General features: G+C 46.4%; 22 protein-coding genes. All 22 read right to left on the bottom strand.

Going from position 1 to position 23,519, the window contains the following annotated elements; all coding sequences use genetic code 11:
• Window positions 1-179 precede the first annotated feature (179 nt).
• Window positions 180-1,145, bottom strand: coding sequence for a class II fructose-bisphosphatase (glpX, locus tag CCC71_RS04940; protein ID WP_021840864.1), 966 nt, complete (start codon window positions 1,143-1,145; stop codon window positions 180-182).
• Window positions 1,146-1,200: 55 nt separating this feature from the next.
• Window positions 1,201-1,845 (bottom strand): fructose-6-phosphate aldolase, encoded by a 645-nt coding sequence (gene fsa / locus CCC71_RS04935; protein ID WP_021840863.1) that lies wholly within the window; start codon window positions 1,843-1,845, stop codon window positions 1,201-1,203.
• A 158-nt stretch (window positions 1,846-2,003) separates the two neighbouring features.
• Window positions 2,004-3,284: a serine--tRNA ligase gene (gene serS / locus CCC71_RS04930; RefSeq protein ID WP_021840862.1), complete on the bottom strand. Its 1,281-nt coding sequence runs from the start codon at window positions 3,282-3,284 to the stop codon at window positions 2,004-2,006.
• 157 nt (window positions 3,285-3,441) lie between these two features.
• The gene (gene lysS / locus CCC71_RS04925) at window positions 3,442-4,980 is read right to left on the bottom strand and encodes a lysine--tRNA ligase (protein WP_127058435.1); all 1,539 of its coding nucleotides are present in this window, start codon (window positions 4,978-4,980) and stop codon (window positions 3,442-3,444) included.
• A gap of 117 nt (window positions 4,981-5,097) precedes the next feature.
• Complete coding sequence (gene greA, locus CCC71_RS04920) at window positions 5,098-5,571, bottom strand: transcription elongation factor GreA (protein WP_021840860.1); 474 nt, start codon at window positions 5,569-5,571, stop codon at window positions 5,098-5,100.
• Window positions 5,572-5,728: 157 nt separating this feature from the next.
• On the bottom strand, window positions 5,729-6,724 hold the full coding sequence (gene dusB / locus CCC71_RS04915; RefSeq protein WP_021840859.1) for a tRNA dihydrouridine synthase DusB: 996 nt from the start codon (window positions 6,722-6,724) through the stop codon (window positions 5,729-5,731).
• Window positions 6,708-7,475: a type III pantothenate kinase gene (locus tag CCC71_RS04910; RefSeq protein ID WP_296333136.1), complete on the bottom strand. Its 768-nt coding sequence runs from the start codon at window positions 7,473-7,475 to the stop codon at window positions 6,708-6,710. The genes dusB and CCC71_RS04910 overlap by 17 nt, the downstream gene beginning before the upstream one ends.
• A 7-nt stretch (window positions 7,476-7,482) precedes the next feature.
• Complete coding sequence (locus CCC71_RS04905) at window positions 7,483-8,469, bottom strand: biotin--[acetyl-CoA-carboxylase] ligase (protein WP_021840857.1); 987 nt, start codon at window positions 8,467-8,469, stop codon at window positions 7,483-7,485.
• A gap of 73 nt (window positions 8,470-8,542) precedes the next feature.
• A complete protein-coding gene (ftsH, locus tag CCC71_RS04900) occupies window positions 8,543-10,468 on the bottom strand; it encodes an ATP-dependent zinc metalloprotease FtsH (RefSeq protein WP_021840856.1) in 1,926 nt (641 codons plus the stop codon).
• Window positions 10,469-10,618: 150 nt separating this feature from the next.
• Complete coding sequence (hpt, locus tag CCC71_RS04895; protein WP_021840855.1) at window positions 10,619-11,161, bottom strand: hypoxanthine phosphoribosyltransferase; 543 nt, start codon at window positions 11,159-11,161, stop codon at window positions 10,619-10,621.
• Window positions 11,162-12,574, bottom strand: coding sequence for a tRNA lysidine(34) synthetase TilS (gene tilS / locus CCC71_RS04890; protein ID WP_021840854.1), 1,413 nt, complete (start codon window positions 12,572-12,574; stop codon window positions 11,162-11,164).
• A 41-nt stretch (window positions 12,575-12,615) separates the two neighbouring features.
• Complete coding sequence (locus CCC71_RS04885; RefSeq protein ID WP_021840853.1) at window positions 12,616-13,512, bottom strand: Ppx/GppA phosphatase family protein; 897 nt, start codon at window positions 13,510-13,512, stop codon at window positions 12,616-12,618.
• A 164-nt stretch (window positions 13,513-13,676) separates the two neighbouring features.
• Window positions 13,677-14,168 (bottom strand): S1 domain-containing RNA-binding protein, encoded by a 492-nt coding sequence (locus tag CCC71_RS04880; RefSeq protein WP_127058429.1) that lies wholly within the window; start codon window positions 14,166-14,168, stop codon window positions 13,677-13,679.
• Window positions 14,169-14,357: 189 nt separating this feature from the next.
• Window positions 14,358-14,666: an FtsB family cell division protein gene (locus CCC71_RS04875; RefSeq protein ID WP_021840851.1), complete on the bottom strand. Its 309-nt coding sequence runs from the start codon at window positions 14,664-14,666 to the stop codon at window positions 14,358-14,360.
• 166 nt (window positions 14,667-14,832) lie between these two features.
• On the bottom strand, window positions 14,833-15,309 hold the full coding sequence (gene folK, locus CCC71_RS04870) for a 2-amino-4-hydroxy-6-hydroxymethyldihydropteridine diphosphokinase (RefSeq protein WP_021840850.1): 477 nt from the start codon (window positions 15,307-15,309) through the stop codon (window positions 14,833-14,835).
• A 13-nt stretch (window positions 15,310-15,322) separates the two neighbouring features.
• The gene (gene folB / locus CCC71_RS04865) at window positions 15,323-15,685 is read right to left on the bottom strand and encodes a dihydroneopterin aldolase (protein WP_021840849.1); all 363 of its coding nucleotides are present in this window, start codon (window positions 15,683-15,685) and stop codon (window positions 15,323-15,325) included.
• Window positions 15,685-16,524, bottom strand: coding sequence for a dihydropteroate synthase (gene folP, locus CCC71_RS04860; RefSeq protein ID WP_296333130.1), 840 nt, complete (start codon window positions 16,522-16,524; stop codon window positions 15,685-15,687). The genes folB and folP overlap by 1 nt, the downstream gene beginning before the upstream one ends.
• Window positions 16,502-17,083: a GTP cyclohydrolase I gene (gene folE / locus CCC71_RS04855; protein ID WP_127058425.1), complete on the bottom strand. Its 582-nt coding sequence runs from the start codon at window positions 17,081-17,083 to the stop codon at window positions 16,502-16,504. The genes folP and folE overlap by 23 nt, the downstream gene beginning before the upstream one ends.
• 11 nt (window positions 17,084-17,094) lie before the next feature.
• Window positions 17,095-18,651, bottom strand: coding sequence for an ABC-F family ATP-binding cassette domain-containing protein (locus tag CCC71_RS04850; RefSeq protein WP_021840846.1), 1,557 nt, complete (start codon window positions 18,649-18,651; stop codon window positions 17,095-17,097).
• A 79-nt stretch (window positions 18,652-18,730) separates the two neighbouring features.
• A complete protein-coding gene (locus CCC71_RS04845) occupies window positions 18,731-20,986 on the bottom strand; it encodes an LD-carboxypeptidase (protein WP_226974030.1) in 2,256 nt (751 codons plus the stop codon).
• A gap of 82 nt (window positions 20,987-21,068) precedes the next feature.
• Complete coding sequence (locus tag CCC71_RS04840; RefSeq protein ID WP_156705210.1) at window positions 21,069-22,667, bottom strand: peptide ABC transporter substrate-binding protein; 1,599 nt, start codon at window positions 22,665-22,667, stop codon at window positions 21,069-21,071.
• A 21-nt stretch (window positions 22,668-22,688) separates the two neighbouring features.
• A complete protein-coding gene (locus CCC71_RS04835) occupies window positions 22,689-23,507 on the bottom strand; it encodes a serine hydrolase (protein WP_021840843.1) in 819 nt (272 codons plus the stop codon).
• Between the last annotated feature and the right edge of the window lie 12 nt (window positions 23,508-23,519).

Here is a 23,519-nt window from a genome sequence, read left to right as displayed (position 1 = left end):
ATGCGGCTTGAAGACACTTTCGTATCTTCAAACCGCATTCTTGTTTTTAGGGGTGTATTTCGTTACAGCCCCTTTTATTATACTTTTTCTAATTATGCCATTAAGCGTTTTATTGAAACTGCCCGCTTTATGGTAACTGAGCACTTTATAGCAATTAACCGTTACATGCAGATTACCGCTTATTTTGCTTTCATAGATTTTAACTTGCGGTCCAAACGATGAATAGTATCAACAAAGCGAACCGTTCCTGTCTTATAACGCATTACAACGGATTCCGTACGAGCACCGCCGGCAAAGTATTTAATACCGGATAAGATATTGCCTTCCGTAATAGCCGTTGCGGAGAAAATTACATCTTCCCCATGTACGAGGTCATCAATAGTCAATACTTTATTTAAATCGGTAATGCCCATAGCATGACAACGACGAACTTCTTCGTCATTTTCAGGCAACAAGCGCGCTTGCATATCGCCGCCTGTACATTTTAAAGCAGCCGCTGCCAAAACGCCTTCCGGAGCCCCGCCGGTACCGATAACCATGTGAATACCGGAACCTTCAAGACCACATTCCATAGCCGGATTTACGTCACCGTCGGTGATTAAACGAATACGGGCACCCGCTTCACGAGCTTCGCGCATAATCGCTTCATGACGCGGACGATCAAGCATAACGATGGTCATATCATCGATACCGCGTTCCATTTTTTCAGCCACACGGCGCAAGTTTTCAGTAACACTGGCATTCAAATCGATAACGCCTTTGGCACGAGGACCTACGCAAAGTTTCTGCATGTACATATCAGGAGCATGCAACAAACCGCCTTTAGGAGCGATGGCCAATACTGCGATAGCACCATTTTGACCTTTAGCAATCAGATTCGTACCTTCAATCGGATCCACCGCGATGTCCACAGCTTCACCGCCGGCACCCACTTCTTCACCGATGTAAAGCATAGGGGCTTCATCGATTTCCCCTTCCCCGATAACAACGGTACCCGAAATAGGTACTGTATCAAAGGTTTGACGCATAGCATCTACAGCGAGTTGATCGGCGCCGTCTTTCTCACCGCGACCAAGCAAACGACCACTGCGAAGCGCTGCCGCTTCCGTTACACGTACAAATTCCAAAGCTAATGTTCTATCCACAGTTTTTACCTCCTTAAAATGCCCTCTTACGTAGCAGGGCAACACGATTCCTTAATTATTTGTTGGCTGCTTCCCAATCTGCTAAGAATCTGGCAAGACCTGCATCCGTTAAAGGATGTTTCATCGAGGCAGTTAACACCTTGTATGGCACCGTGGCAATATGAGCGCCCGCTTTCGCACACTGCGTCATATGCATTGGTGTACGAACGGAGGCGGCAATAATTTCAGCCTTAATGTCATGCATAATAAAGATTTCGGCAATATCTTCAATCAAAGTAATGCCATCCATGCTCATATCATCGATACGGCCTACGAAAGGACTAACGAAGGTAGCACCGGCACGAGCGGCCAAGAGAGCCTGGTTAGCGGAGAAGATCAAAGTAACGTTGGTTTTGATGCCTTCTTTAGAAAGAATGGAAACGGCTTTGAGACCTTCTTCCGTCATAGGAACTTTGATGACAACGTTTTTGCCCAATTTTACGAGCTCATGAGCTTCTTTAACCATTTCAGGTGCTTCGGTAGCAATAACTTCAGCACTTACAGGGCCGTCAACGAGTTCGGCAATCTGTTTGATTACTTCTTTAAGATCGCGTTTTTCTTTAACAATCAAAGAAGGGTTAGTCGTTACACCGGCAACGAAGCCCATTTCATAAGCGGCTTTAATTTCATCAAAATTGGCAGTATCAATAAAAATTTTCATAGGAACTCCTTTTTAAAAACACTGTAGACCGTTGAATTATATACACTCCGGAAGATTTGCCTCAGTTTAGCCGAAACAAGTCGTTGCAACTACATCGGCGGTTTCCGAAATTGCATAGGTGAAGGTCTGACGTACGTCAGACCTTATGCCTTATACTTCTATTTTACAGGTTTAATTACTTCTGCGCCACCCATATATGGCTGTAAAACTTTAGGAATGCGAACGGAGCCGTCAGCTTCTTGGAAGTTTTCCAAAATAGCAGCTACGGTACGACCTACAGCCAAACCGGAACCGTTTAAAGTATGAACGAATTCAGGTTTGCTCTTCGCATCACGACGGAATTTGATGTTACCGCGGCGTGCTTGGAAATCGGTCATGTTGGAGCAGGACGAAATTTCACGGTAGCAATCCTGAGCCGGCATCCAAACTTCTACGTCATAGGTTTTAGCGGAACCGAAGCCGATATCACCGGTGCAAAGGGTGATTACGCGATGCGGTAATTCCAATAAACGCAATACTTCTTCCGCATTATCCGTCAAGGATTCGAGTTCCTGATAAGATGTTTCAGGGGTAGCGAATTTTACCATTTCAACTTTGTTGAACTGATGCTGACGAATGAGACCGCGTGTATCGCGACCGGCCGAACCGGCTTCCGCACGGAAACAAGCAGTGAAGGCCGTGTAGTATTTAGGCAATTCATCGATGCTCAAAATTTCGCCCGCATGGAAGTTAGTAAGGGTAACTTCAGCGGTCGGAATGAGGAAGTATTCCGTATTTTCTACTTTATACATATCTTCAGCGAACTTAGGTAATTGCCCGGTGTTAGTCAAAGTCTGACGTGTTACCATGTACGGTGTCATCATTTCAGTGTAACCCTGCTGTTCCGTATGAAGGTCGAGCATGAAGTTGATTAAAGCACGTTCCAAACGAGCACCGAGGCCTTTGTAGAATGTGAAACGGGCACCACTTTCTTTAGCGGCACGTTCCCAGTCTAAAATATCGAGGCTTTCGCCTAAATCCCAGTGAGCCTGGATAGGGAAATCGAATTCACGAGGTTTGCCCCAACGACGCATTTCAGGGTTGTCATTTTCATCTTCCCCTACCGGTACGGAGGCATCGCACATATTTGGCAACATGAGGGCAATGTTTTGGAGTGAAGATTCAGTTTCACGAATTTTGCCGTCAAGCTCAGCAATTTTGTCGCCCACTTTCTGCATTTCCGCAATTTTATCGTCCGCATTTTCTTTATTGCGTTTTAACGCGCTGATTTCTGCGGTTACTGAGTTGCGCTGTGCTTTTAATTGTTCTACTTCTTGAATTAAATCCTTGCGCAAATCATACAATTTGGCAAAGTTTTCCAAATCGCCGGTAGTATGGCGATTGTCCAAGTTTTGCTGTACTGCTTCCAGATTTTCTCTTACGAAACGTAAATCTAACATATCCATAACCTCTTACTTAAAATGCGTGCCCAATGGCACAATGTATTATTAATTACACTTAATCATACCACATCTGAATAGTTTTTGCCATGAAAAAAAGTGGCCACGCATATTACGTGACCACCATACAGTGTTTCAGTATAAAATTATATCTTACTTATTCAGCTTTGTCAGCTTCTTCAGCTTCAACAGCTTTAGCTTCCGTTTCCGGTTTCATAAGTGGGAATAACAATACGTCACGGATAGAAGCGGAATCAGTTAAGAACATAACGAGACGGTCGATACCGATACCGAGGCCGGCTGTTGGCGGTAAACCGTATTCCAAAGCAGTTACGAAGTCTTCATCCATACGGTGAGCTTCATCGTCACCGGCGGCACGTTCCTGTAACTGTTTTTCAAAACGTTGACGCTGATCGATTGGGTCGTTCAACTCGGAATAACCGTTTGCCAATTCACGACCGTATACGAAGGCTTCGAAACGTTCGGTAGTCAATGGTTTTTCACGGTTCTGTTTAGCCAATGGAGAAATTTCCAAAGGATGACCGTAAACGATGGTTGGCTCAATCAAGTTTTCTTCTACATAGTCTTCGAAGCAAAGATTGATGATCTTGCCGATACCGTCGCGGTCCGTGTATTCTACATTCAAGCGGTCCGCAATAGCGCGCGCTTCTTCCAAGGTTTCAACGGCGTCAAAGTCTTCACCGGTGTACTTCTTGATGCCTTCCTGCATCGTAATACGGTTCCAAGGCGGCGTCAAATCAATTTCAGTGCCCTGGTAGTTGATTTTAGTTGTACCGAGAACTTCCTGTGCACAGTAAGCCACGATGTTTTCAGTCAACATAATGGCATCTTCGAAGTTGCCGTAAGCCTGGTAAGATTCCATCATGGTGAATTCAGGGTTATGGCGATTGTCGATACCTTCGTTACGGAAGGAACGGTTAATTTCGAATACGCGTTCCAAACCGCCTACGATAAGGCGTTTTAAGTGCAATTCAGGGGAAATACGCATGTAAATGTCGATATCAAGCGCATTGTGATGGGTAATGAACGGACGCGCCGCCGCACCACCCGGAATAGCGTGGAGCATTGGTGTTTCCACTTCCATGAACTGATGAGCGTTCATGTACTGGCGCATTTTAGCCACGATTTGGGTGCGTTTAATAAAAGTATCGCGCACTTCCGGATTTACAATCAAATCCACATAGCGTTGACGATAGCGAAGTTCCGTATCTTTTAAGCCATGCCATTTTTCAGGTAACGGACGCAAAGATTTGGAAAGCAATGTAAGTTTGTTAACTTTAATGGTGATTTCGCCCATGTGTGTGCGGAATACATGGCCTTCGATACCTACGATATCGCCCATGTCGAGCATTTTCACATGTTTATAAACATCTTCACCTAAAATATCTTTACGCAAGTAGATCTGAATATCACCGGTTAAATCACGAATATTGGCAAACGCCGTTTTACCGTGGGATCGAATCGTCATAAGACGACCGGCTACGGTTACCGGCTGATCTTCAAAATCACGGAAGTTGTCTTTTATTGTTGCCGCATGCTGCTGTACTACAAAACGCTGGCCAAAAGGATACACTCCGTCTGCCTCGTATTGCGCAAGCTTATCGCGACGAATTAACATTTGATCATTTAATTCCTGCTGTTGTTCTTGTACTGTAGTCGCTTTTTCTTCGCTCACTTACATGGCCTCCTAACTTCATCTGCTCAAATACGGTATTACTTATAGTATAACAGTTTTGAGCCCATTTTTGGTATATTTTATTGGCTGCCACCTTATTAGCTGGCTACTGCCGTATTAGCTGATTGCTAAAATTTTGAAAGTCGCTACACCATCCGGTGTATTTACTTCAACGGTAGCACCTTTTTTCTTACCGAGAATAGCGCTGCCTACCGGCGATTCATTGGAAATACGATTGTTGAAAGGATCCGCTTCGGAGGAACCTACAATTACATAATCCAATTCTTCGTTAAATTCTTCGTCTAATAATTTAACTTTACTGCCCACGGATACTACGTTTTTGCGAGTTTTTTCGTCAATAATTTTAGCCGTGTTGATTTTATTTTCTAATTCAATGATATGACCTTCGATAAAAGCCTGTTCATTTTTTGCATCATCATATTCAGAGTTTTCACTGATGTCGCCATATTCGATAGCTGTTTTAATACGCTGTGCTACTTCAATACGACGAACAGATTTGTAATGAGCTAATTCTTCTTCAAGTTTCTTAAGACCTTCTGCGGTTAACAGTGTTTCTTTAACTTCTGCCATAATAGGACTCCTCTTCCAATAGTTGTTTAGCTATAAAGAAAAAGTGTCATACACTGACACCTTTGCTTTACATCACATATTTTTACGCTTTTTACGTAATTTACGTAATATTATAACAATAATTTTACTGCATTGTCAATTTTACTACAGTGCAATTTTACTGCCTTGTCAATTCGGCAGCATACGTGGCAATGGCCTCTTTAAAGGCTGCTTCCGTATATAATGTATTGATTCGATTACGCCATTTAGCCGACTCCGGCAGGCCTTTAATATACCAGCCTGCATGGGTACGAATTTCACGGACACCAAGAGCCGTGCCCTTGTATTTACACAAGAGTTCAAAATGACGCAATAACATGTTCAAACGTTCATGAGCTGTTGGTTTCGGCAACAAAGTACCGTTAGCCAAATACTGATTCACTTCGTTAAAAATCCATGGGTTCCCCTGGGCACCGCGACCGATGAGTACCGCGTCGCAACCTGTTTCATCAAGTAGCGCTTTAGCGGATAAAGCATCCACCACGTCACCGTTCCCCATTACGGGAATCTGCAACGCCTCTTTTACTTCTTTAATATAGGACCAATCGGCATGCCCCATGTACATCTGCTCCCGCGTACGGCCGTGAACAGCTACGGCGGCAACGCCAACCGATTCAATACGCTTTGCAAAATCGAGTACATTCTTGGATGTATCATCCCAACCGAGACGCATCTTAACAGTCACAGGCACCGAAACAGCCTTAACGGCGGCTTCCGCCACACGGGCTGCCAAATCCGGTGTTTTCATAAGAGCTGAACCGTCGCCGGATGATACTACTTTTTTAACCGGACAGCCCATATTGATATCCACAATATCGGCACCAGCGCGCTCCACCACTTGCGACGCCAAAGCAATCGCTTCCGGGTCGGAGCCGAAAATTTGCATCGATACGGGATGTTCCACATCCTCCATAAAGAGTAAATCTTTCGTATGCTCATTTTCGTATTTAATGCCCATGGCGCTCACCATTTCGGTGCACACCAAAGCGGCGCCGTGCTCTTTTGCAAGGAGCCGATACGCAATATCGCTGACCCCCGCCATGGGAGCCAGCACAGCCCGACCGGTAATCGGCACATTGCCGATATACCAGGTCGAATTATTTATTTCGTTCATACAACAATCGTAATCCTTCTAGGGTCAACATAGGCTCGATATAATCGATAACGTCCGTTTCCGCATCGATTAAATGAGCCAAACCGCCGGTGGCAATGACCTTTACACCTTCCGGCATTTCTTTTTTCATGCGCGCCACGATGCCTTCCACCTGACCCACATAACCGAAGAGAACACCGGATTGCATGGAGGTTACCGTGCTTTTACAAATAACCTGACCCGGATTTTTCACTTCAATACGAGGCAATTTAGCGGCACGCTGGAAGAGGGCTTCCGCCGAAATCTGCACGCCCGGTGAGATAGCACCGCCGATATAATCGCCGTTTGCCAAAATGGCGCAATAAGTTGTGGCCGTACCAAAATCGATAACGATTAACGGACCGCCGTACTTTTCATAAGCCGACACAGCATTAACAATGCGGTCTGCCCCCACTTCGCGGGGATTATCGTATTTAATGGCCATGCCGGTTTTGGTGCCGGGCCCTACAATAATCGGTTTAACATTAAAATAGCGCAGGCAAACGCGCTCCAATGTAGGCATCAACGGTGGAACTACCGATGAAATAATAATTGCCTCAATGTCGTTGATATTGACTTGGCGATCGTGAAAAAACAAGTTCATCAACAATACGCCATATTCGTCGGTCGTACGGACGCGGTCCGTGGAAATTCGCCAATGACCGACCAATTTTTTCTTTTTATATACGCCGAGTACAATATTGGTGTTACCTACATCAACCACTAATAACATGTTTATGTCAGCCTCCTACTTTATGTGCTGGTCGTATGGACACGTCACCGGCCACCACTCGTTCTACGGAGCCATCAGCACGTTCTATCATAAGATTGCCATCGCGATCAAGGTCGATGGCTTTACCTTCATACGTATTGCCCGGAGCACGTACTTCTACGTCCTGCCCCAAAGTAATACTGAATTCCTTCCATTCTGCCAAAGTGCTGTCAAACCCTTCAGCCAACACTTTATTATACTGCATTTCCATCTCTTGTAAAATAATATTTAATGCCTGTCGGCGATCAACTTCAACGCCTTCCATGGCAAACGATGTCGCTACATCTTTAATAAATTCAGGCAATTCATCCTGTGTACTGCCCGTATTAATGCCGATACCCATGACAATATACGAGATGGCTTCCATGGTACCGTTCATTTCAGTTAAAATACCCACTAATTTACGGCCGTTTACCAAAATATCATTCGGCCATTTAATCCCTGCTGTATTGAGGCCTAAACGGCGGAATGCTTTAATGAGCGCCACCGCCGCCATGAGCGTACATTTTGGAGCTTCAATCGGCAAGAAAGAAGGGCGCAATACGATACTGAACCAAAGGCCTTTGCCATATGGTGAAAACCATCCGCGATTTAGACGACCGCGACCGGCTACCTGTTCTTCCGCTACTACTACAGTGCCCTCCGGCGCACCTTCCGTGGCCAATTGACGGGCTGCTGCGTTACTGGATTCAAGACTTGGTACATAGTGATAATTGCGTCCGAATGTTTTTGTCGTCAAAACCGATTCCATTTCAAGGGGACTCATTAAATCGGGCTCATCCACCAAGCGATAACCTTTTTTAGTGAATGATTCAATAGTATACCCTTTTTTACGCAAAGCTTCAATATGTTTCCAAATAGCCGTACGCGAAACTTTGCACCGTTCCGACATGCGTTGGCCTGATACAAATTCACCTTTATTCTCACGAAGCAGCTCTAATATTGCATCTCTCATCCTAATTGATGCCTCCTTTATGAAAAAGGGCCGCCTTACCGGCGGCCCTATGCCAATCGGTGTATACCGATTATTATTTGTTTGTGTCAGATGTGTCGCCGTTAGTTGTACCGGAATTTGCCCCTTCAGATTCGGTGGCAATAGCATCAGGAACGATAATTCCCGCTGCTTCCAAGGCACTCTTAGCGCCATTTACTTCCACTGTATTTGGGTCCGTAATAGTTCCGTATTTATACAAGTTCTCGATTTGAGTATGGTCAATTGTTTCTTCTTCCAAGAGCACATTCGCCATATTGTGCAAGAACTCGATATTATCGGATAACAACTGCATTACGTCATTATAGGCTTCCGAAACAATTTTATGCATTTCCGCATCAATTTTTTCGGCTACCGCTTCACCATAGTTGCGTTCATGGCCAAGGCTGCGGCCTAAGAACACCTGTTCCTGATGTTCGCCGAATACGAGTGGTCCCAATTCATCACTCATACCGAGGCGCGTAATCATATGACGAACGATGTTGGTAACTTGCTGTAAATCGCCGGACGCACCGCTACTGATTTCTTTCAATACGAGTGCTTCCGCACAACGACCGCCCAAGGCTACACGGATACGTGCGAGCATCTGGGATTTTGTCATATAATTCTGTTCTTCCACAGGTAACATCATGGTGTAACCGCCGGCACGACCGCGCGGAATAATTGTTACTTTGTGAACCGGATCGGCATCAGGCAACAAATGAGCCACGATGGCATGACCGGATTCATGATATGCCGTCAAACGACGTTCTTTGTCGCTTACTACATGACTGCGACGTTCCGGACCGTAACTTACTTTTTCACTGGCTTCTTCCAAATCGGCCATAGTAACTTGTTTACGATTCTGACGAGCAGCCAACAAAGCAGCTTCATTCAACAAGTTGCTCAAATCGGCACCGGTAAAGCCCGGAGTCTTTTTGGCAATTGTGCGTAAATCCACATCCTCTGCCAACGGTTTGTTGCGAGCATGTACTTTTAAGATAGCTTCACGACCGCGTAAATCAGGTTTATCTACGGTTACCTGACGGTCGAAACGACCCGGACGAAGTAAAGCCGGATCCAAGATATCAGGTCGGTTGGTAGCGGCAATGGTAATAATACCTTCGTTAGCACCGAAACCGTCCATTTCAACGAGTAACTGGTTCAACGTCTGTTCACGTTCATCATGACCGCCGCCGAGACCGGCACCACGTTGACGACCTACCGCATCAATTTCGTCGATGAAAATGATACAAGGCGCATTCTTCTTAGCTTGTCCGAAAAGGTCACGTACACGAGAGGCACCGACACCAACGAACATTTCTACGAAGTCGGAACCACTGATGCTGAAGAACGGTACGCCCGCTTCCCCGGCTACGGCACGAGCCAATAAAGTTTTACCTGTGCCCGGAGGTCCGAATAAAAGAACACCTTTAGGGATTTTCGCGCCGATAGCATTAAATTTGCCCGGATTGCGCAAGAATTCTACAACTTCTTCCAATTCCTGTTTAGCTTCATCCGCACCGGCTACATCTTTGAAGGTTACGTTAACCTTGCCTTCGCCCTGCATTTTAGCACGACTTTTGCCAAAGTTCATAACGCGACCGCCACTGCCCTGCGTCTGCTGCATGATAAAGAACCAAACACCAATCAACAAGAAGATTGGCAATACAGAGCTCAATAAGCCCATCCACCAGGAAGGTTGTTCCGGTGGTTTTGCAGTGATTTGTACTTCATTTGTAGTCAGCTGATTCATTAAAGTAGGATCAGTCGGAGCATAGGTACTGAACTCCGTACCGTTCTTAAGCTTACCAACAATGGCATGGTTATCCGTAATGGTAATACTGTCTACTTTCTTCTGCGTTACATACTGTAAAAAGCTGGTGTAACTAATCTCTGACTTTGCCGTATTTGTACTGGAAAACGAATTGATAACTGTAGCCGCTGCCACAATAATCAAAATGTACAACAGTGCATTTTTCATAAAACGACCCAATCTATTACCCCTTTCAAAATGTCTCAATATGATTTATTTATCATCACTATATCGAAAAAATATATTCTGACAAACATATTACCATATTTTAGGTTAACATACAATGCATTTGTAATTTATATTGATTATTGTCTATATTTATTTTGATGTGTATACTTCTTCTTTAAGTACGCCGATATATGGCAAATTACGGAATCTTTCAGCGTAATCCAAGCCGTAACCGACTACGAAATAATCAGGAATCACAAAGCCCTGATAATCTACGTGCACGTCTACCGTGCGGCGATCCGGTTTGTTCAGTAACGCTACCAAACGAACGCTTTTAGCGTTACGGGATTTTAAGTTTTCCAATAAATAGTGAAGTGTATTGCCTGTATCTACAATATCTTCAACAACAATGACATGCTTGCCTTCTACCGGTTTGTCCAAGTCTTTCATAATGCGCACTACACCGCTGCTTACGGTGCTGTTGCCATAGCTGGAGCAAGAGATAAAATCTAATGCTACATTGCCTTCAATGGCACGTGCCAAATCGGCAAAGAATACTACGGCCCCTTTTAATACGCACACGAGAACTACGTCCTCGCCTTTATAATCAGCAGAAATCTGTTTGCCCAGTTCGGCAACCCGTTCCCGCAAGGCTTCTTCAGTGATTAATACTTCCTTAATGGAATCTAACATTTACTTTTCCTCCTCGATAGAACAAGCCCAATATTCACTCGTTTGCTCATCCCACACAATTGTGGTCGTCTTCGGCTGCACTTTTGAAAAAACTACCTTATCACCGCATACAAACCATAAAGCATCCCGCTCCTCAGTCGGCACTTTACGATCTATGAGCCAGTCTTTCAGCTTTTTATGGCCCCATATACGACCGTCGCGACGCGTCAACACTATACGGTCACCGGCCTTACGCTGTCGAATTTCAGGGCCCTTAGCTGCCAATCGGCGCGGAATTAACAGATTCTCTCCGTTTTTTAAAGGCATCGGCTCCACCGCCGGCCCTGCCCATGTAAGTGCTCGTAATTCCCTTATGCGATATTGAGTCATTTTCAAATCAAATGCTACTAAACGTCCAATTTGTATTATATCATATTGCGCCGCAACCTTCACCTGTGAACACATAAATTGTTTTCTTTTTTTGCCCTTTACCACTTGTCTGAGTTCGGCTACATGAGCACCGGAGAAAGTATTTTTTATGTCAAAAAGACCAAACACATATCGCCACAAACGATAAAATAAAGCATCCGGCAAAGCGGCCACTTCATTTCGCTTTAACTCTATATACGGCGTGCCCGATTCTTTTTTGGTACACACAATGCACAATTCGTTAAATTTTCGCTTTGCTTCAGCGGTCAAAAAAGCCTCATCCTGCCCCATATGCTCACCTAACCGAGCCAATGTTGCCACAATATTAGGATTAAACTCTTTTAATAAAGGCAGCACTTCCAGTCTCAAACGGTTGCGCATATAAATAGGCTCGTCATTTGTCTTGTCGTGAGCAAAGGGCAACACCAATGCCTTCACATACGCTAAAATCTCTTCTTTCGTAACGCCTAAGAAGGGGCGCCAAAGATCGTCCGCGATTACTTGCATGCCGGTGAGCCCGGCCGTACCGCTGCCGCGAATGAGATGAGCCAAAATAGTTTCCGCCTGGTCGTTTTCATGATGAGCCGTGGCAATATAATCGTAACCTTCAGCTTGGCAAATGCTTCTGAAAAACTCATAGCGCAAACGGCGACCGGTCGTTTCGACAGATTCACCGGATTGCTCGGCCGCCGCGACTGCATCAATAGTGAGGGGATAGAACGGTAAGTCATGGGCCTTCGCATAATGCGCTACCATAGCCAGCTCGGCTTTACTTTCAACTCGCAAGGAATGGTCTACACAGGCCACACCGATTGCGAGAGCCGCCTCAGTGCCCTCACCTTTAGTAGCCATAAGCCAATGCAAAAGCGCCATCGAATCGGGCCCGCCGGAACAAGCTACCAGTACTTTACTGTCTGGTGGCACCGTACCATGCTTTTGGGCAAAGGCTGCTACTTTATTTTCAAAGGATGCAATAATAAGCTCCTTCTTTTCAATGTTAACCATGTGTCCACCTCCCTTCTCACTATCTTTTCAGCACTATATATTTATTTCACCAAATGTTGTTGCATTCCTTCCATGCCGTCTCGTTCACTCACGATAACATGAGGAATTTCGTGCCAATCCATGAAGGATGTTAAAATTTCGGCGCCGGCCACAATAATATCCGCTCTGGTAGCCGGTAAGCCCGGTACCTGTAACCGCTCTTCCGGCGTCATATAACGAAGTTCCAAAATCATGCCTTCAATAACGGCACGCGTCAACTGATGCCCCTGAATGAGGCCCGGATTATATTCCGTCATTTTAAGATGCATAGCCGCCAAGGTCGTAGCCGTGCCGCCTACAGCAATGAACTCGCCAAAAGGTCCTTCGATTGGCAACGGATCAAACCAAGGCCGCGTCTCCTGCCACACTTCCTGAGGACCTTCATCGGAACGTTCTTTGAGACGTACCGCTCCAATCGGGTAAGAACGATTCCAGTAGGCCCCTTCGGCTGTACCGAGCGCGATTTCCGTACTGCCCCCGCCGATATCGATTAAACCGAAATGGCGTTCATCACCGGGGAATGAGCTTATAGCGCCGGCAAATCCGAGAGCCGCCTCTTCTTCACCGGTAATCACATTCGGCTCCATCGGACAAACTTTAACCGCCTCTGCCATGAATGCCTCACCGTTAGAAGCTTCACGCACGGCACTGGTGGCCACCCCTACTACACGAGTAGCGCCATAACTTCCGATTAGCCCTTGGATTTCTTTTAGCGCATCCAAACTACGCGTCATAGCCTCTTCGGTCAATTGACCATCTGCCGCTCTTTTACCGAGGCGCGTAGTCCAAAGGCGTTTCGGCTCATTGTGCCACTCTTTACCGTCATAGGTGCCGAGCAACAAACGTAACGAATTGGAGCCTAAATCAACGATTGCCGCTTTTACTGTTGTATCTGCCATAGTTTTCCTCCAAAATATACCGGAACTATAAGTTAATCATCAATCATCAATCATCAATCACAATCACAATCACAATCACAATTAAAATCACAATCACAATTAAAATATAATGCCAACCGGCTATAAATAAAAAGATGATGCGAAGCTTCGCATCATCTCACTGTTTAATCTCTGCGACCTCCACGACCGCCACGTTTGGATTCGGTATTTCGTTTTAAATCCGTCAATCGTTCTTCGCTGTCTTTTAAGAAACGACTCATTTTATCTTCAAAGGACATACCGCCGCTTTTGCGTTCAAAAGAATTACGGCGATTACCATCGTGAGCACTGCGAGCATGCCCGTCATGCTGGCGTGGGCGGAACTCGCGTTCTCTAGGTTCACGATTCTCAGTCTTTGGCGCTCTTGGCGCAGCTTCCGGTTTAGGTAATGTTTGCTTAATCGATAAGCTAATCTTACCTTTTTCATCCACACTCAAAACTTTAACCTTAACTGTGTCTGCTTCTTTAATAAAATCCGAAATATTTTCCACATATTCATTCGCAACTTCTGAAATGTGCACCAAACCCGTTTGTTTGTTACCTAAGTCCACAAACGCACCAAATTTCGTGATCCCCGTAACAGTGCCTTCAAGAACACTACCTACTTCAATGGCCATGCTAACCCAATGTCCTCCTAAAATTACTAAAAACGTTGTGCCGTAATACATGCACACTAGTTTAATTATATAGGGCTTTGAAAAACCTTGTCAACTGATATTTAACGAATGTACAACTTACATAAGAATAAATTATAGCCCCGTAAAAATGCCGTAAATACACTGCTCGCGTACCGATTTTTCAGTTTCCTATTTCACATACGGTACTTCGCCCGGTTTTACCAAACCCAATTCATCCCGTGCTACTCCTTCAATCTCTTTTGGATCCTGAAGACGCTGTTTATCCTGTTCCAGTGCTTCATTGCTCTTCTTCAATTCTTCGATTTGAAGTTGTAACTGATGCTGCTGTTGTTTGATAACATAAATATCATACATCGTGCGCAAAATAAAGATAAGACCCAACGCAAGTATAATGATTTGTGCCCACATTATAATTTTATTACGTTTCGGTCGTTCCCTATGGCCCGCACGAGGGCCTTTTTTTATCTCCTCTGCCATATTCTAGTCCTCATCGTCACGTACTGCTTGAATGAGCCTATTATAACATCAATATCGAAACTCATCAATGAATCATTACCTTCATGTCAGCCAAATAAATTTACCCATTTATTCGCTGCCGTGGTCTAGTGATTTCACCGCTTGAGTATGCCCATATTCCTTACAATTATGCTTCGTCCAATTCTTTTATTCTGTCCCCAATAGCCTGCCCCTGAAAAATAAAGTTGGGATACAATTCACTGAGCGGCACTAAAACAAACGCCCTGTCCCACAAATAAGGATGAGGAATCGTCAGTGTTTCACTTTGCACCTCTATGAGGCGTCCGTCTTCTTTTTCAGCCCACACGATATCGAGATCAAGTGTACGGGGCCCCCAATGAACCAATCGTTCCCGGCCGGCCGCTTTTTCAAGCGCCTGCATCACCTGCAGCATGGCTTCCGGCACCAAAGTAGTCACAACTTTACAGGCTCCGTTTAAAAACGGCCCCTGATTCGTGTTACCCCAAGGCGCCGTTTCCAGCCATTTGGATGGCGTCACCGACTCAATATTTTCATGACGCCGCAAACCCTCAATGGCATTGGCCAAATATTGCTCACGGTCACCTAAATTAGATCCCAAACTGAGATAATAGATATATTTCATCAAAAAGTCTCACCTACATTTGACCTCGCGTAATGGTAATTTCCGCATAATCCAGCATGCCCGGAATCGGCACGGCCGGTTTACGAATGGCCACAGCGAGACCGATAATGCCGCGATAATTATTCCATAATTCATCGGCAATCAAAGTACCCACTTTTTCCAATAATTTCTGCGGTTCCCCCGTCACGACACGTTCCACCGTATTATATACCTCTACATAATTAATGGAATCCGCCAAATCGTCGGACTGACCGGCTTTAGTCAAATCGATTAAAATCGTTACATCCACAAAAAAACGCTGGCCCTGACTGTTTTCCGATTCCAAGTTCCCATGATACCCGAAAAAGCCCATATTTTTTAAAACAATCTTATCCATTAGAACTCTCCTCTCAGCAAGGCATCCGCTACGGTCAATGCTTTTTTGTGCATATCTACATTGTGCACGCGCACCATATCTATCCCCTGAATTAAGCCCGTAATACAAGCGGCCACAGTGCCCTCGTCACGTTGATCCGGCGGGCAATCATTGAGCATGGCCCCGATAAAACCCTTACGACTCGGCGCCAACAAAACAGGGTATTCATAGGCCGTCAATTCGCCGAGACGCTGCATAACCTCAATATTCTGCTCGCCCGTTTTGCCAAAACAACCGATGCCCGGATCAAGCCAAATGTTCTGCGGTAAAATTCCTTCTTTTAAGGCAATGTCCACAGACGCAAAGAAAAAGGCTTTCATGTCTTCGATGATATCGCCGTAATTCGTATCGTTCTGGTTGTGCATGATGATAACCGGCACCTTGTGTTTAGCCGCTACGGCCGCAATATCGGGGTCGTAACGAAGACCCCAAATATCGTTGAGGATATGAGCCCCATGGGACAGTGCATAATCCGCCGTTTCCGCCCGATAGGTATCAATGGAAATCGGCACCTTGGTGGCTTCCAATACAGGACCCAAGAGCGCCTCCATACGGCTGATTTCTTCTGCCACCGAAATATGCGTATGACCGGGACGGGTCGATTCTACGCCAAGGTCGATTAAATCGGCGCCCTGCATTTCCATTTCACGAGCATGCGCGATAGCCGCTGTCGGTGTATTATATTTGCCACCGTCGGAGAATGAATCGGGGGTTCCGTTTAAAATTCCCATAATCAAGGTACTGTTATTGAGCACCAACGTTCTACCGTCGTCCCATTTATAACTGCGTCGTTTGAACATCCGTTGAACCTCCTAAAATAGTCAAAGCTTCTTCCCGAAGCTGTCCCGTCCGGCTTAACACGCCGCGACATTCCATGGTTACAACGGCCGTTCCTTGTTGCAACTCGCCTTTAATAAGCATACACAAATGTGTTGCTTTAATGCGTACCATCACGCCTTCCGCTTCCAAATCCGTCTCCAAAGCCGTCGCAATCTCACGAGTCATGCGCTCCTGGAGCTGCGGCCGATGGGCAAACAAGTTCACCAAATCACTGAGCTTACTGAGCCCTGCTACACGACCATCCTTCGGTTGGTAAATAATATCGGCAGTGCCGAAAAAAGGCATCAAATGATGTTCACATACAGAATAGAAAGGAATATTCGTTACCGCTACCAAGCCTTTGTACTCGGTAGGGAAAATATCGCCCCAAATCTCAGCGCTGGACTTATTCATGCCGGCAAACAACTCTTCATATAAACCGGCCACCCGTTGCGGCGTTTTCTCCATATCAGCCGCTTTTAAATCAATGCCCAAGGCTGTTAAAAACTGTGCAACACCCTCGCTGGCCTGTTCTTTCATGACAAGACCTCCTATACGATTTTAGTCGTCCACGATTCCACGTTCCACTCATCGGTAATCCAAGAGCGATAAAACTCCGGCTCATGGCTGACTACCAAAATCGTTCCTTTAAAACGACGTAACGCATCGGCCAATTCTTCCTTGGCGGCTACGTCCAAATGATTCGTCGGTTCGTCCAAAACCAACACATTGTACGGCTCCTGCATCAATTTGCAGAGTCGTACTTTTGCATTTTCACCGCCCGACAAGACGCGCATCTGACTTGTAATGTGCTCGTTGGTTAGCCCGCAACGAGCCAATGCTGCCCGTACTTCCGCATTCGTCATGGCCGGATATGCATTCCAAATATAATCAAGTGCTGTCATATCATTATGAGCACTGTCTTCCTGTTCAAAATAGCCCACTTGTAAAAAGTCGCCTCGTTCCACCTCACCGGCAAAGGGTTTGATTAACCCCAACAATGTTTTGAGAAGCGTTGTTTTGCCGAGACCATTCACACCGCGTACGGCAATTTTCTGGTTTCGTTCAAGCACCACATCCACCGGTTTAGTCAAGGCCGAATCATAACCAAGCACCAAATCTTTGGCGCTTACTACGAAGCGGCTAGGCGTACGGCCTTCTTTAAAACCAAAGGACACTTCCAAATGAACCTTCGGTTTGTCCAAAATCTCCATTTTCTCTAAGCGCTTAGCCCTGGAATTGGCCATGCCGCGCGTCGCCACGCGAGCCTTATTACGCTGAATGAAGTCTTCCATGCGGGCAATTTCCTGTTGCTGCCGCTCATAGGCTTTCACCGCTTGCGCACGCTGCACTTCATAAGCTGCAAGGAACTGTTCGTAGTTCCCCGTATAACGCGTCAACTGCGCCTGTTCGATGTGATAAATCACATTGACTACGGAATTTAAGAACTCCATATCATGAGAGATGAGGATAAAGGCGTTTTCATAATTTTGCAAATAATTCTTAAGCCACTCAATATGCTCCACGTCCAAATAGTTGGTCGGTTCATCCAAGAGCAATATGGTCGGTTTTTGCAATAAGAGCTTCGTCAATAATACCTTCGTACGCTGACCGCCGCTCAATTCGTTAACGAGACGGTCGAGACCGATGTCTACAAGCCCGAGGCCCTGCGCCGTGCGCTCGATGGTGGCATCGATTTCGTAAAAACCGCGGTGCTCCAACTCTTCCTGCCACTCACCGGTTTTCTCCAAGAGCTCATTCATGCGCGCTTCGTCACAGTCCGTCATCTCCATGTAAGCGGCCTGTAACTCTTTATCCAATTCAAATAAATCGCTGAACGCATCGCGTAGCACGTCGCGTATAGTCTGCCCTTCGGCCAATACGCTATGCTGATCCAAATAACCTACGGTACCCTTATTGGACCATTGCACCGTGCCTTCATCAGGCAAAATTTTACCGGTTATAATATTTAAAAACGTAGACTTACCTTCGCCATTAGCGCCGATTAAGCCAACATGTTCACCTTTTAATAGTCGAAACGACGCATCATCCAAAATTTGACGGGCGCCGAAGCCATGCGTCACATGTGACACCGTTAGTACACTCATCAGTCATCTCCCAACCGCTCATCTAATGTAAAAGCCGGCTCTAAAAAGACGGCTTAATTTAACCATATATATTTTACCCTTATTTTACAGCTCTGTCAAAATCGCGACCATACTGCCACCAATGGCGTAGTGCGGTAAGCGCCATAATATGCGCCCCTTTTTGAATCATAGCGAGCCCCTCCGGTGAACCGGCGCGGGCCGCAAATTCCGGTGTATGAAGACCCATGTTTTCACCGATGGCCAAAGTCAATTGTACCGTCGGTGCCACATGGGACACATTGCCCATGTCGGTGCTTCCTTCCGCCACATCATTGGGAAGCATCGTCGGTGTGGCGCCCCACTCCGTCATGACCTGTTGCGCTAAATCACGCCAAGTTCGGTCTTCGCGCAAGTCTTTAAACAGCGGTTCATAGTGGCGAAGCTTAACTTCGGCACCTTTCGCTTTGGCAATTTCAAGGGCCTTAGCTTTTACGGTTGGCAAAACAATCTCTTCTAAAAACTCCACCGTATGGGCTCTGACGGTCATGTGTAATACAGCTTCAGCGGGAATCATGTTCGGCGCTTCACCCGCTTCGGTGAAGATTTGACCGATAACCACTTCATCGCCCCACTGCGCTTTTAGCTCATTCACCGCAGCATATAAAGCAACCGCACAATCCAAGGCATTAATACCCCTGTCTTCTAAATCCGCCACATGAGCGGAACGACCGATAAATTTCACTTCCAACGGGTGACTGGCCAAAGAAGAACCGCCCAGCTCATTTACATCCGCCGGATGTGTCAACAAAGCACCGGCATAGCCGTTAAATACGCCTGCATCGGCCATAAAGACTTTGCCCCCTACGGTCTCTTCGGCGGGACAACCGAAGAAGGTGGTCAATGCTTCCGGTACAGCCGCCGCAAAACCGATGGCCGCCCCGATGCTCATGGCCGCAATCAAATTATGACCGCAGCCGTGACCAAGCCCCGGCAAGGCATCATATTCACCGAGAAAAGCCATTTTATAGGCACTGTCCGAATTCCCTTTATCCGCTTTAAGGGATGTGGCAAGCTCCGGAATGCGGCCGTCACTGACGTCCGTCTTTACTCTGAAATTCCGGTCAGCCAAAAACTTCGTAATAGCAGCCACCGCTTTATGTTCCGTAAGACCTACTTCGGGATTGGCATGTAAATAAGCGGACAAATCGATAAGCGCCTGCTCTATGTTCTGAATGGCTTCGTGAAGGCAAGCTTCACGAGCTGCCAAAGAACCATCATTAGGCAGCTCCGCCACAGCGTTAGCAACCTTTGAATCAGCAATATGGTTCCCCTCCGTTAAATTGGCAATAGGATTCCCCTCCGACAATGCATCAACAGAGTCGGTTGGCTCCGTCATCGGATCCTTTACAAACGAATGCCCCTCACAATAAGGAAACAGCACCAATGTATTGGAAATAGCTCTGAAACTTACATAGCTTCCCAGCGGCAAAGCCTGATGAGGCGTGCCGTGACCGGTTGGTACATAGCAGACAAAAGGTTCCGGTGCATCTTGCGATCGTTCAGCCATCATGTAATCCAATACATGAGCGCCGATTTCATAATCCGGCTCGTCTTCGTCTTCACAGTTTGTAAACGTACCGAGAGCCACCCCTTTAACGCGACTCAGAACGCCTTGACGGCGCAATTGCTGGAGCATTCTATCTATTTTATAAGGCGGTTCACCAATATCCTCCAACAGTAAAATGGCATCGTCCCAATCTTCAAGGGCCGGTGCATAAGGAGTACCGCCTAAGCTGCAAAGAATGGCTAAATTACCACCCATGAGCCTGCCTTCTTCCATATTGGCACCGATAAAGCCCCGTGGCGGCGCCAATAAGGGCTCGATTACGGAAGTTTTACCCTCAAGCAAATCAAATAAGTGAGCTACATCGTTTTCACGCCCCGGTTTTAACCAATCTACGCCCATCGGTCCGTGATAGGTGACCAAACGGCTGTAGCGACCGATGGCCGTATGTAACGCCGTACAATCGCTATACCCCACAAAAGGCTTTTGCCCCTTGCGAATGCCTTCATAATCCAATAAATCCAAATAACGCACTGTGCCGTAACCGCCACGCAAGGCAATTACCGCATCACAATCGGAGTCCGTCATAAAGGTATTAAATTCCGCGGCCTGTTCCTCCGGCGTACCGCCATAGAGACCGTGACGATAACAGGACGCCCCGAATACAGCCTTATACCCCCTGGCTTCAACCAAAGCCTTCAACGCGTCCAGATTTTCTTCCGTTGCCGAGGCCGGCGCCGTAAAGGCCAATGTCATGCCCGGTTGTAACCGTTTTGGCAAAATCCAATCCATCAGTACTTCTCCTATCCACTACTCATTGAATATAGCCAATGCATTTAATCATTGGCTATACTCGTTATCTATACACTTTCACTTATTTACGAAACGCGTGTTTAAACTCTATGGTCCCCAAGCTTGACCAATAGTACCCGCCCACTGTATCACGTGCCACATACGGCGTGGTAGTGAAATAAATCGGCATAACCACAGTGTCATCAAAAATCATAGCTTCTGCTTCATGCATAAGTTCGTTACGCAGTTTCACATCCGTCGTATTGTGAATTCGCTCTATCAAAGCATTATACGCTTCACTGTGATATTGCGCATCATTGGCGGAATCATAGAACACATCGAGGAACGTCTGCGGATCCGCATAGTCACCAATCCACGACGCCCGTGCCACCTGATAATGCCCTTCTTCACGGTTCGCCATGAACACCTTCGTTTCCTGATTCTGAAGTTCCACCGTAGCCCCCAGCTCATTTTTCCAAATAGCCTGTACCGCTTCGGCAATGGCCTTATGCATTTCATTAGTATTATACAAAATCGTCACCGGTGGCAACGGTTTATTCGGTCCGTAACCGGCTTCGGCCAAAAGTTTCTTCGCTTCCGCCACATTATAGGCTACCAAATTGCCCCCTTCGGCTCTAAAATCCTGATTCGTCGCTTCATCAGTCAGTCCCGGCGGCACAAAAGCGTAAGCCGGCGTTTTACCGCCATGCACAATGGTATCTACAATTACTTTGCGGTCGATGACCACGGAAAACGCCTTGCGCACCAATGGATTATCAAACGGCGGAGCCGTTACGTTAAACACATAATAATAGGTCCCCAAGGACGGCGCCACTTTGAAAAGACCAAGCTTCGTCAAACGCTCCTGATCGGCCACGGGCGGCTCTACCATGATATCTACGGCGCCCCCTTCAGCAAGGGTAAGACGGGTGCTTTGAGATTCACTGATAGGCCATTCCATGCCTTTTAACTTAACGGAAGCAGCATCCCAATATTTATCGTTTTTAACAAACTGCAATTCTGCACTGTGTTGCCATTTCACCAGTTTAAACGGTCCGTTGCCGATAAGCGTAGCCGCCGACGTAGCCCAAGTATCAGGTGCCTGCGATACGATGTCTTCACGTACCGGATAGTACGCGTGAAAAGCCGTCAACCCCAAGAAATACGGTGTCGGCGATTCCAAGGTCACCAACAAGGTATGATCGTCAACAGCCTTAACGCCTACATCTTCGGCCTTCGCTTTTTCCGTATTATAAGCTTCGCCGTTTTTCAAAACATAGAGCATAAACGCATTGTTAGCCGCTACTTCGGGATTTAACGCCCGTTTCCACGCATACTCAAAATCATGAGCCGTTACGGGCTTGCCATCGGACCAGGTAGCTTCGGGACGAAGATAGAAAATATAGGTCAACCCATCCGGTGAAATTGTCCACGACTTGGCCACCGCCGGTTCCGGTACATCTTTAGCATTTAATCGGGTAAGGCCTTCAAACACGGCCAGCTCCACGGAAGACTCCGGCAAGGTTGACGATTTAGCCGGGTCCAAAGTGGACGGTTCCTGCTCCAAGGCATAGCGCAAGGTGTCCGGCGGAATCGCCTCGCCGCTGCGACTGCACCCCGTCATGAGTACCAGCCCCATTATTAGTATAAGCAATACACTGTACATCACATATCGTTTCATACGCGACTCCTTATGTGCCGATTAAGGCAATTTATTTTCTAAAAACTCTTTAATACAGCGGCCCATTCGTGCCCCCAACAGTATGCCTTCCGTGTTGGGCACCTTCGAAATAAACACAATGATACCGAAGGTACCTTTAACGAGGGGCAACAAACCGCCATCATGTTCCACATCGTCGAGAACGCCCGTTTTATGGTGAAACACCACGTCTTCTCCCCAGTAAAACGGCAGCTTATCGCGAAACTGCTGACGGCCCAGTAGTTGCCACATTTCGTGACCTAAAGGCCCCGATTCACGCTGAACGTAAATGTACTCATATAAAGTCATGAGGTCCAAGACGGTCATAACATTTTCACGGCCCTCCGCTCGTGCCTTGCTGTCCATCATATAGCGCTTAAGACGCGTAGCCTGTAGGCCTATAGACTCAGCGAATTCGTTAACCGTCGCCATGCCGAGTTTTTTAATCAACAAATTGGTCGCCCAATTATCGCTAAGTACCATCATGAGTCGGCACAGTTCCAAATAGGAAAAACGATGGTTTAAATCGAGTTCCTGCAGGGCCCCGCCACCCAAAACGCGTGGCGACTCTTTAAGACTCATGGTCATATCCAAAGCTAAATCGCCGTCTGCCACTTTTTTAAACAAAGCGGCCATAATAAGCACTTTAATCATACTGGCGCTGGCATGAACCATCGTAATACCGCGACCGGCAATTTCAGCCATATCTTTTTCATCATCAAGACGGGCCACCAAATAGGAAATTTCCCCGTCCGGTGCCATGTCCTGAATTAATTCATCCAACTCTATGCCAAGCCCTTTGCCGGCAAGAATTTTTTCCATACTAAAAACCTC

It is taken from the genome of Veillonella sp. LMAG:90, assembly GCF_008679445.1.
Taxonomy (GTDB): domain Bacteria; phylum Bacillota; class Negativicutes; order Veillonellales; family Veillonellaceae; genus Veillonella_A.
Note: the sequence above shows the minus strand (reverse complement) of the source record. Positions and strands in the feature narration are given on the sequence as shown.

Excerpts from the sequence above, each read along its gene's own strand:
- fsa (WP_021840863.1), bottom strand. The coding sequence starts at position 1,845 with ATGAAAATTTTTATTGATACTGCCAATTTTGATGAAATTAAAGCCGCT.
- serS (WP_021840862.1), bottom strand. The coding sequence starts at position 3,284 with ATGTTAGATTTACGTTTCGTAAGAGAAAATCTGGAAGCAGTACAGCAA.
- greA (WP_021840860.1), bottom strand. The coding sequence starts at position 5,571 with ATGGCAGAAGTTAAAGAAACACTGTTAACCGCAGAAGGTCTTAAGAAA.
- dusB (WP_021840859.1), bottom strand. The coding sequence starts at position 6,724 with ATGAACGAAATAAATAATTCGACCTGGTATATCGGCAATGTGCCGATT.
- CCC71_RS04910 (WP_296333136.1), bottom strand. The coding sequence starts at position 7,475 with ATGTTATTAGTGGTTGATGTAGGTAACACCAATATTGTACTCGGCGTA.
- CCC71_RS04905 (WP_021840857.1), bottom strand. The coding sequence starts at position 8,469 with ATGAGAGATGCAATATTAGAGCTGCTTCGTGAGAATAAAGGTGAATTT.
- ftsH (WP_021840856.1), bottom strand. The coding sequence starts at position 10,468 with ATGAAAAATGCACTGTTGTACATTTTGATTATTGTGGCAGCGGCTACA.
- hpt (WP_021840855.1), bottom strand. The coding sequence starts at position 11,161 with ATGTTAGATTCCATTAAGGAAGTATTAATCACTGAAGAAGCCTTGCGG.
- tilS (WP_021840854.1), bottom strand. The coding sequence starts at position 12,574 with ATGGTTAACATTGAAAAGAAGGAGCTTATTATTGCATCCTTTGAAAAT.
- CCC71_RS04885 (WP_021840853.1), bottom strand. The coding sequence starts at position 13,512 with ATGGCAGATACAACAGTAAAAGCGGCAATCGTTGATTTAGGCTCCAAT.
- CCC71_RS04880 (WP_127058429.1), bottom strand. The coding sequence starts at position 14,168 with ATGGCCATTGAAGTAGGTAGTGTTCTTGAAGGCACTGTTACGGGGATC.
- CCC71_RS04875 (WP_021840851.1), bottom strand. The coding sequence starts at position 14,666 with ATGGCAGAGGAGATAAAAAAAGGCCCTCGTGCGGGCCATAGGGAACGA.
- folK (WP_021840850.1), bottom strand. The coding sequence starts at position 15,309 with ATGAAATATATCTATTATCTCAGTTTGGGATCTAATTTAGGTGACCGT.
- folB (WP_021840849.1), bottom strand. The coding sequence starts at position 15,685 with ATGGATAAGATTGTTTTAAAAAATATGGGCTTTTTCGGGTATCATGGG.
- folP (WP_296333130.1), bottom strand. The coding sequence starts at position 16,524 with ATGTTCAAACGACGCAGTTATAAATGGGACGACGGTAGAACGTTGGTG.
- folE (WP_127058425.1), bottom strand. The coding sequence starts at position 17,083 with ATGAAAGAACAGGCCAGCGAGGGTGTTGCACAGTTTTTAACAGCCTTG.
- CCC71_RS04850 (WP_021840846.1), bottom strand. The coding sequence starts at position 18,651 with ATGAGTGTACTAACGGTGTCACATGTGACGCATGGCTTCGGCGCCCGT.
- CCC71_RS04845 (WP_226974030.1), bottom strand. The coding sequence starts at position 20,986 with ATGGATTGGATTTTGCCAAAACGGTTACAACCGGGCATGACATTGGCC.
- CCC71_RS04840 (WP_156705210.1), bottom strand. The coding sequence starts at position 22,667 with ATGAAACGATATGTGATGTACAGTGTATTGCTTATACTAATAATGGGG.
- CCC71_RS04835 (WP_021840843.1), bottom strand. The coding sequence starts at position 23,507 with ATGGAAAAAATTCTTGCCGGCAAAGGGCTTGGCATAGAGTTGGATGAA.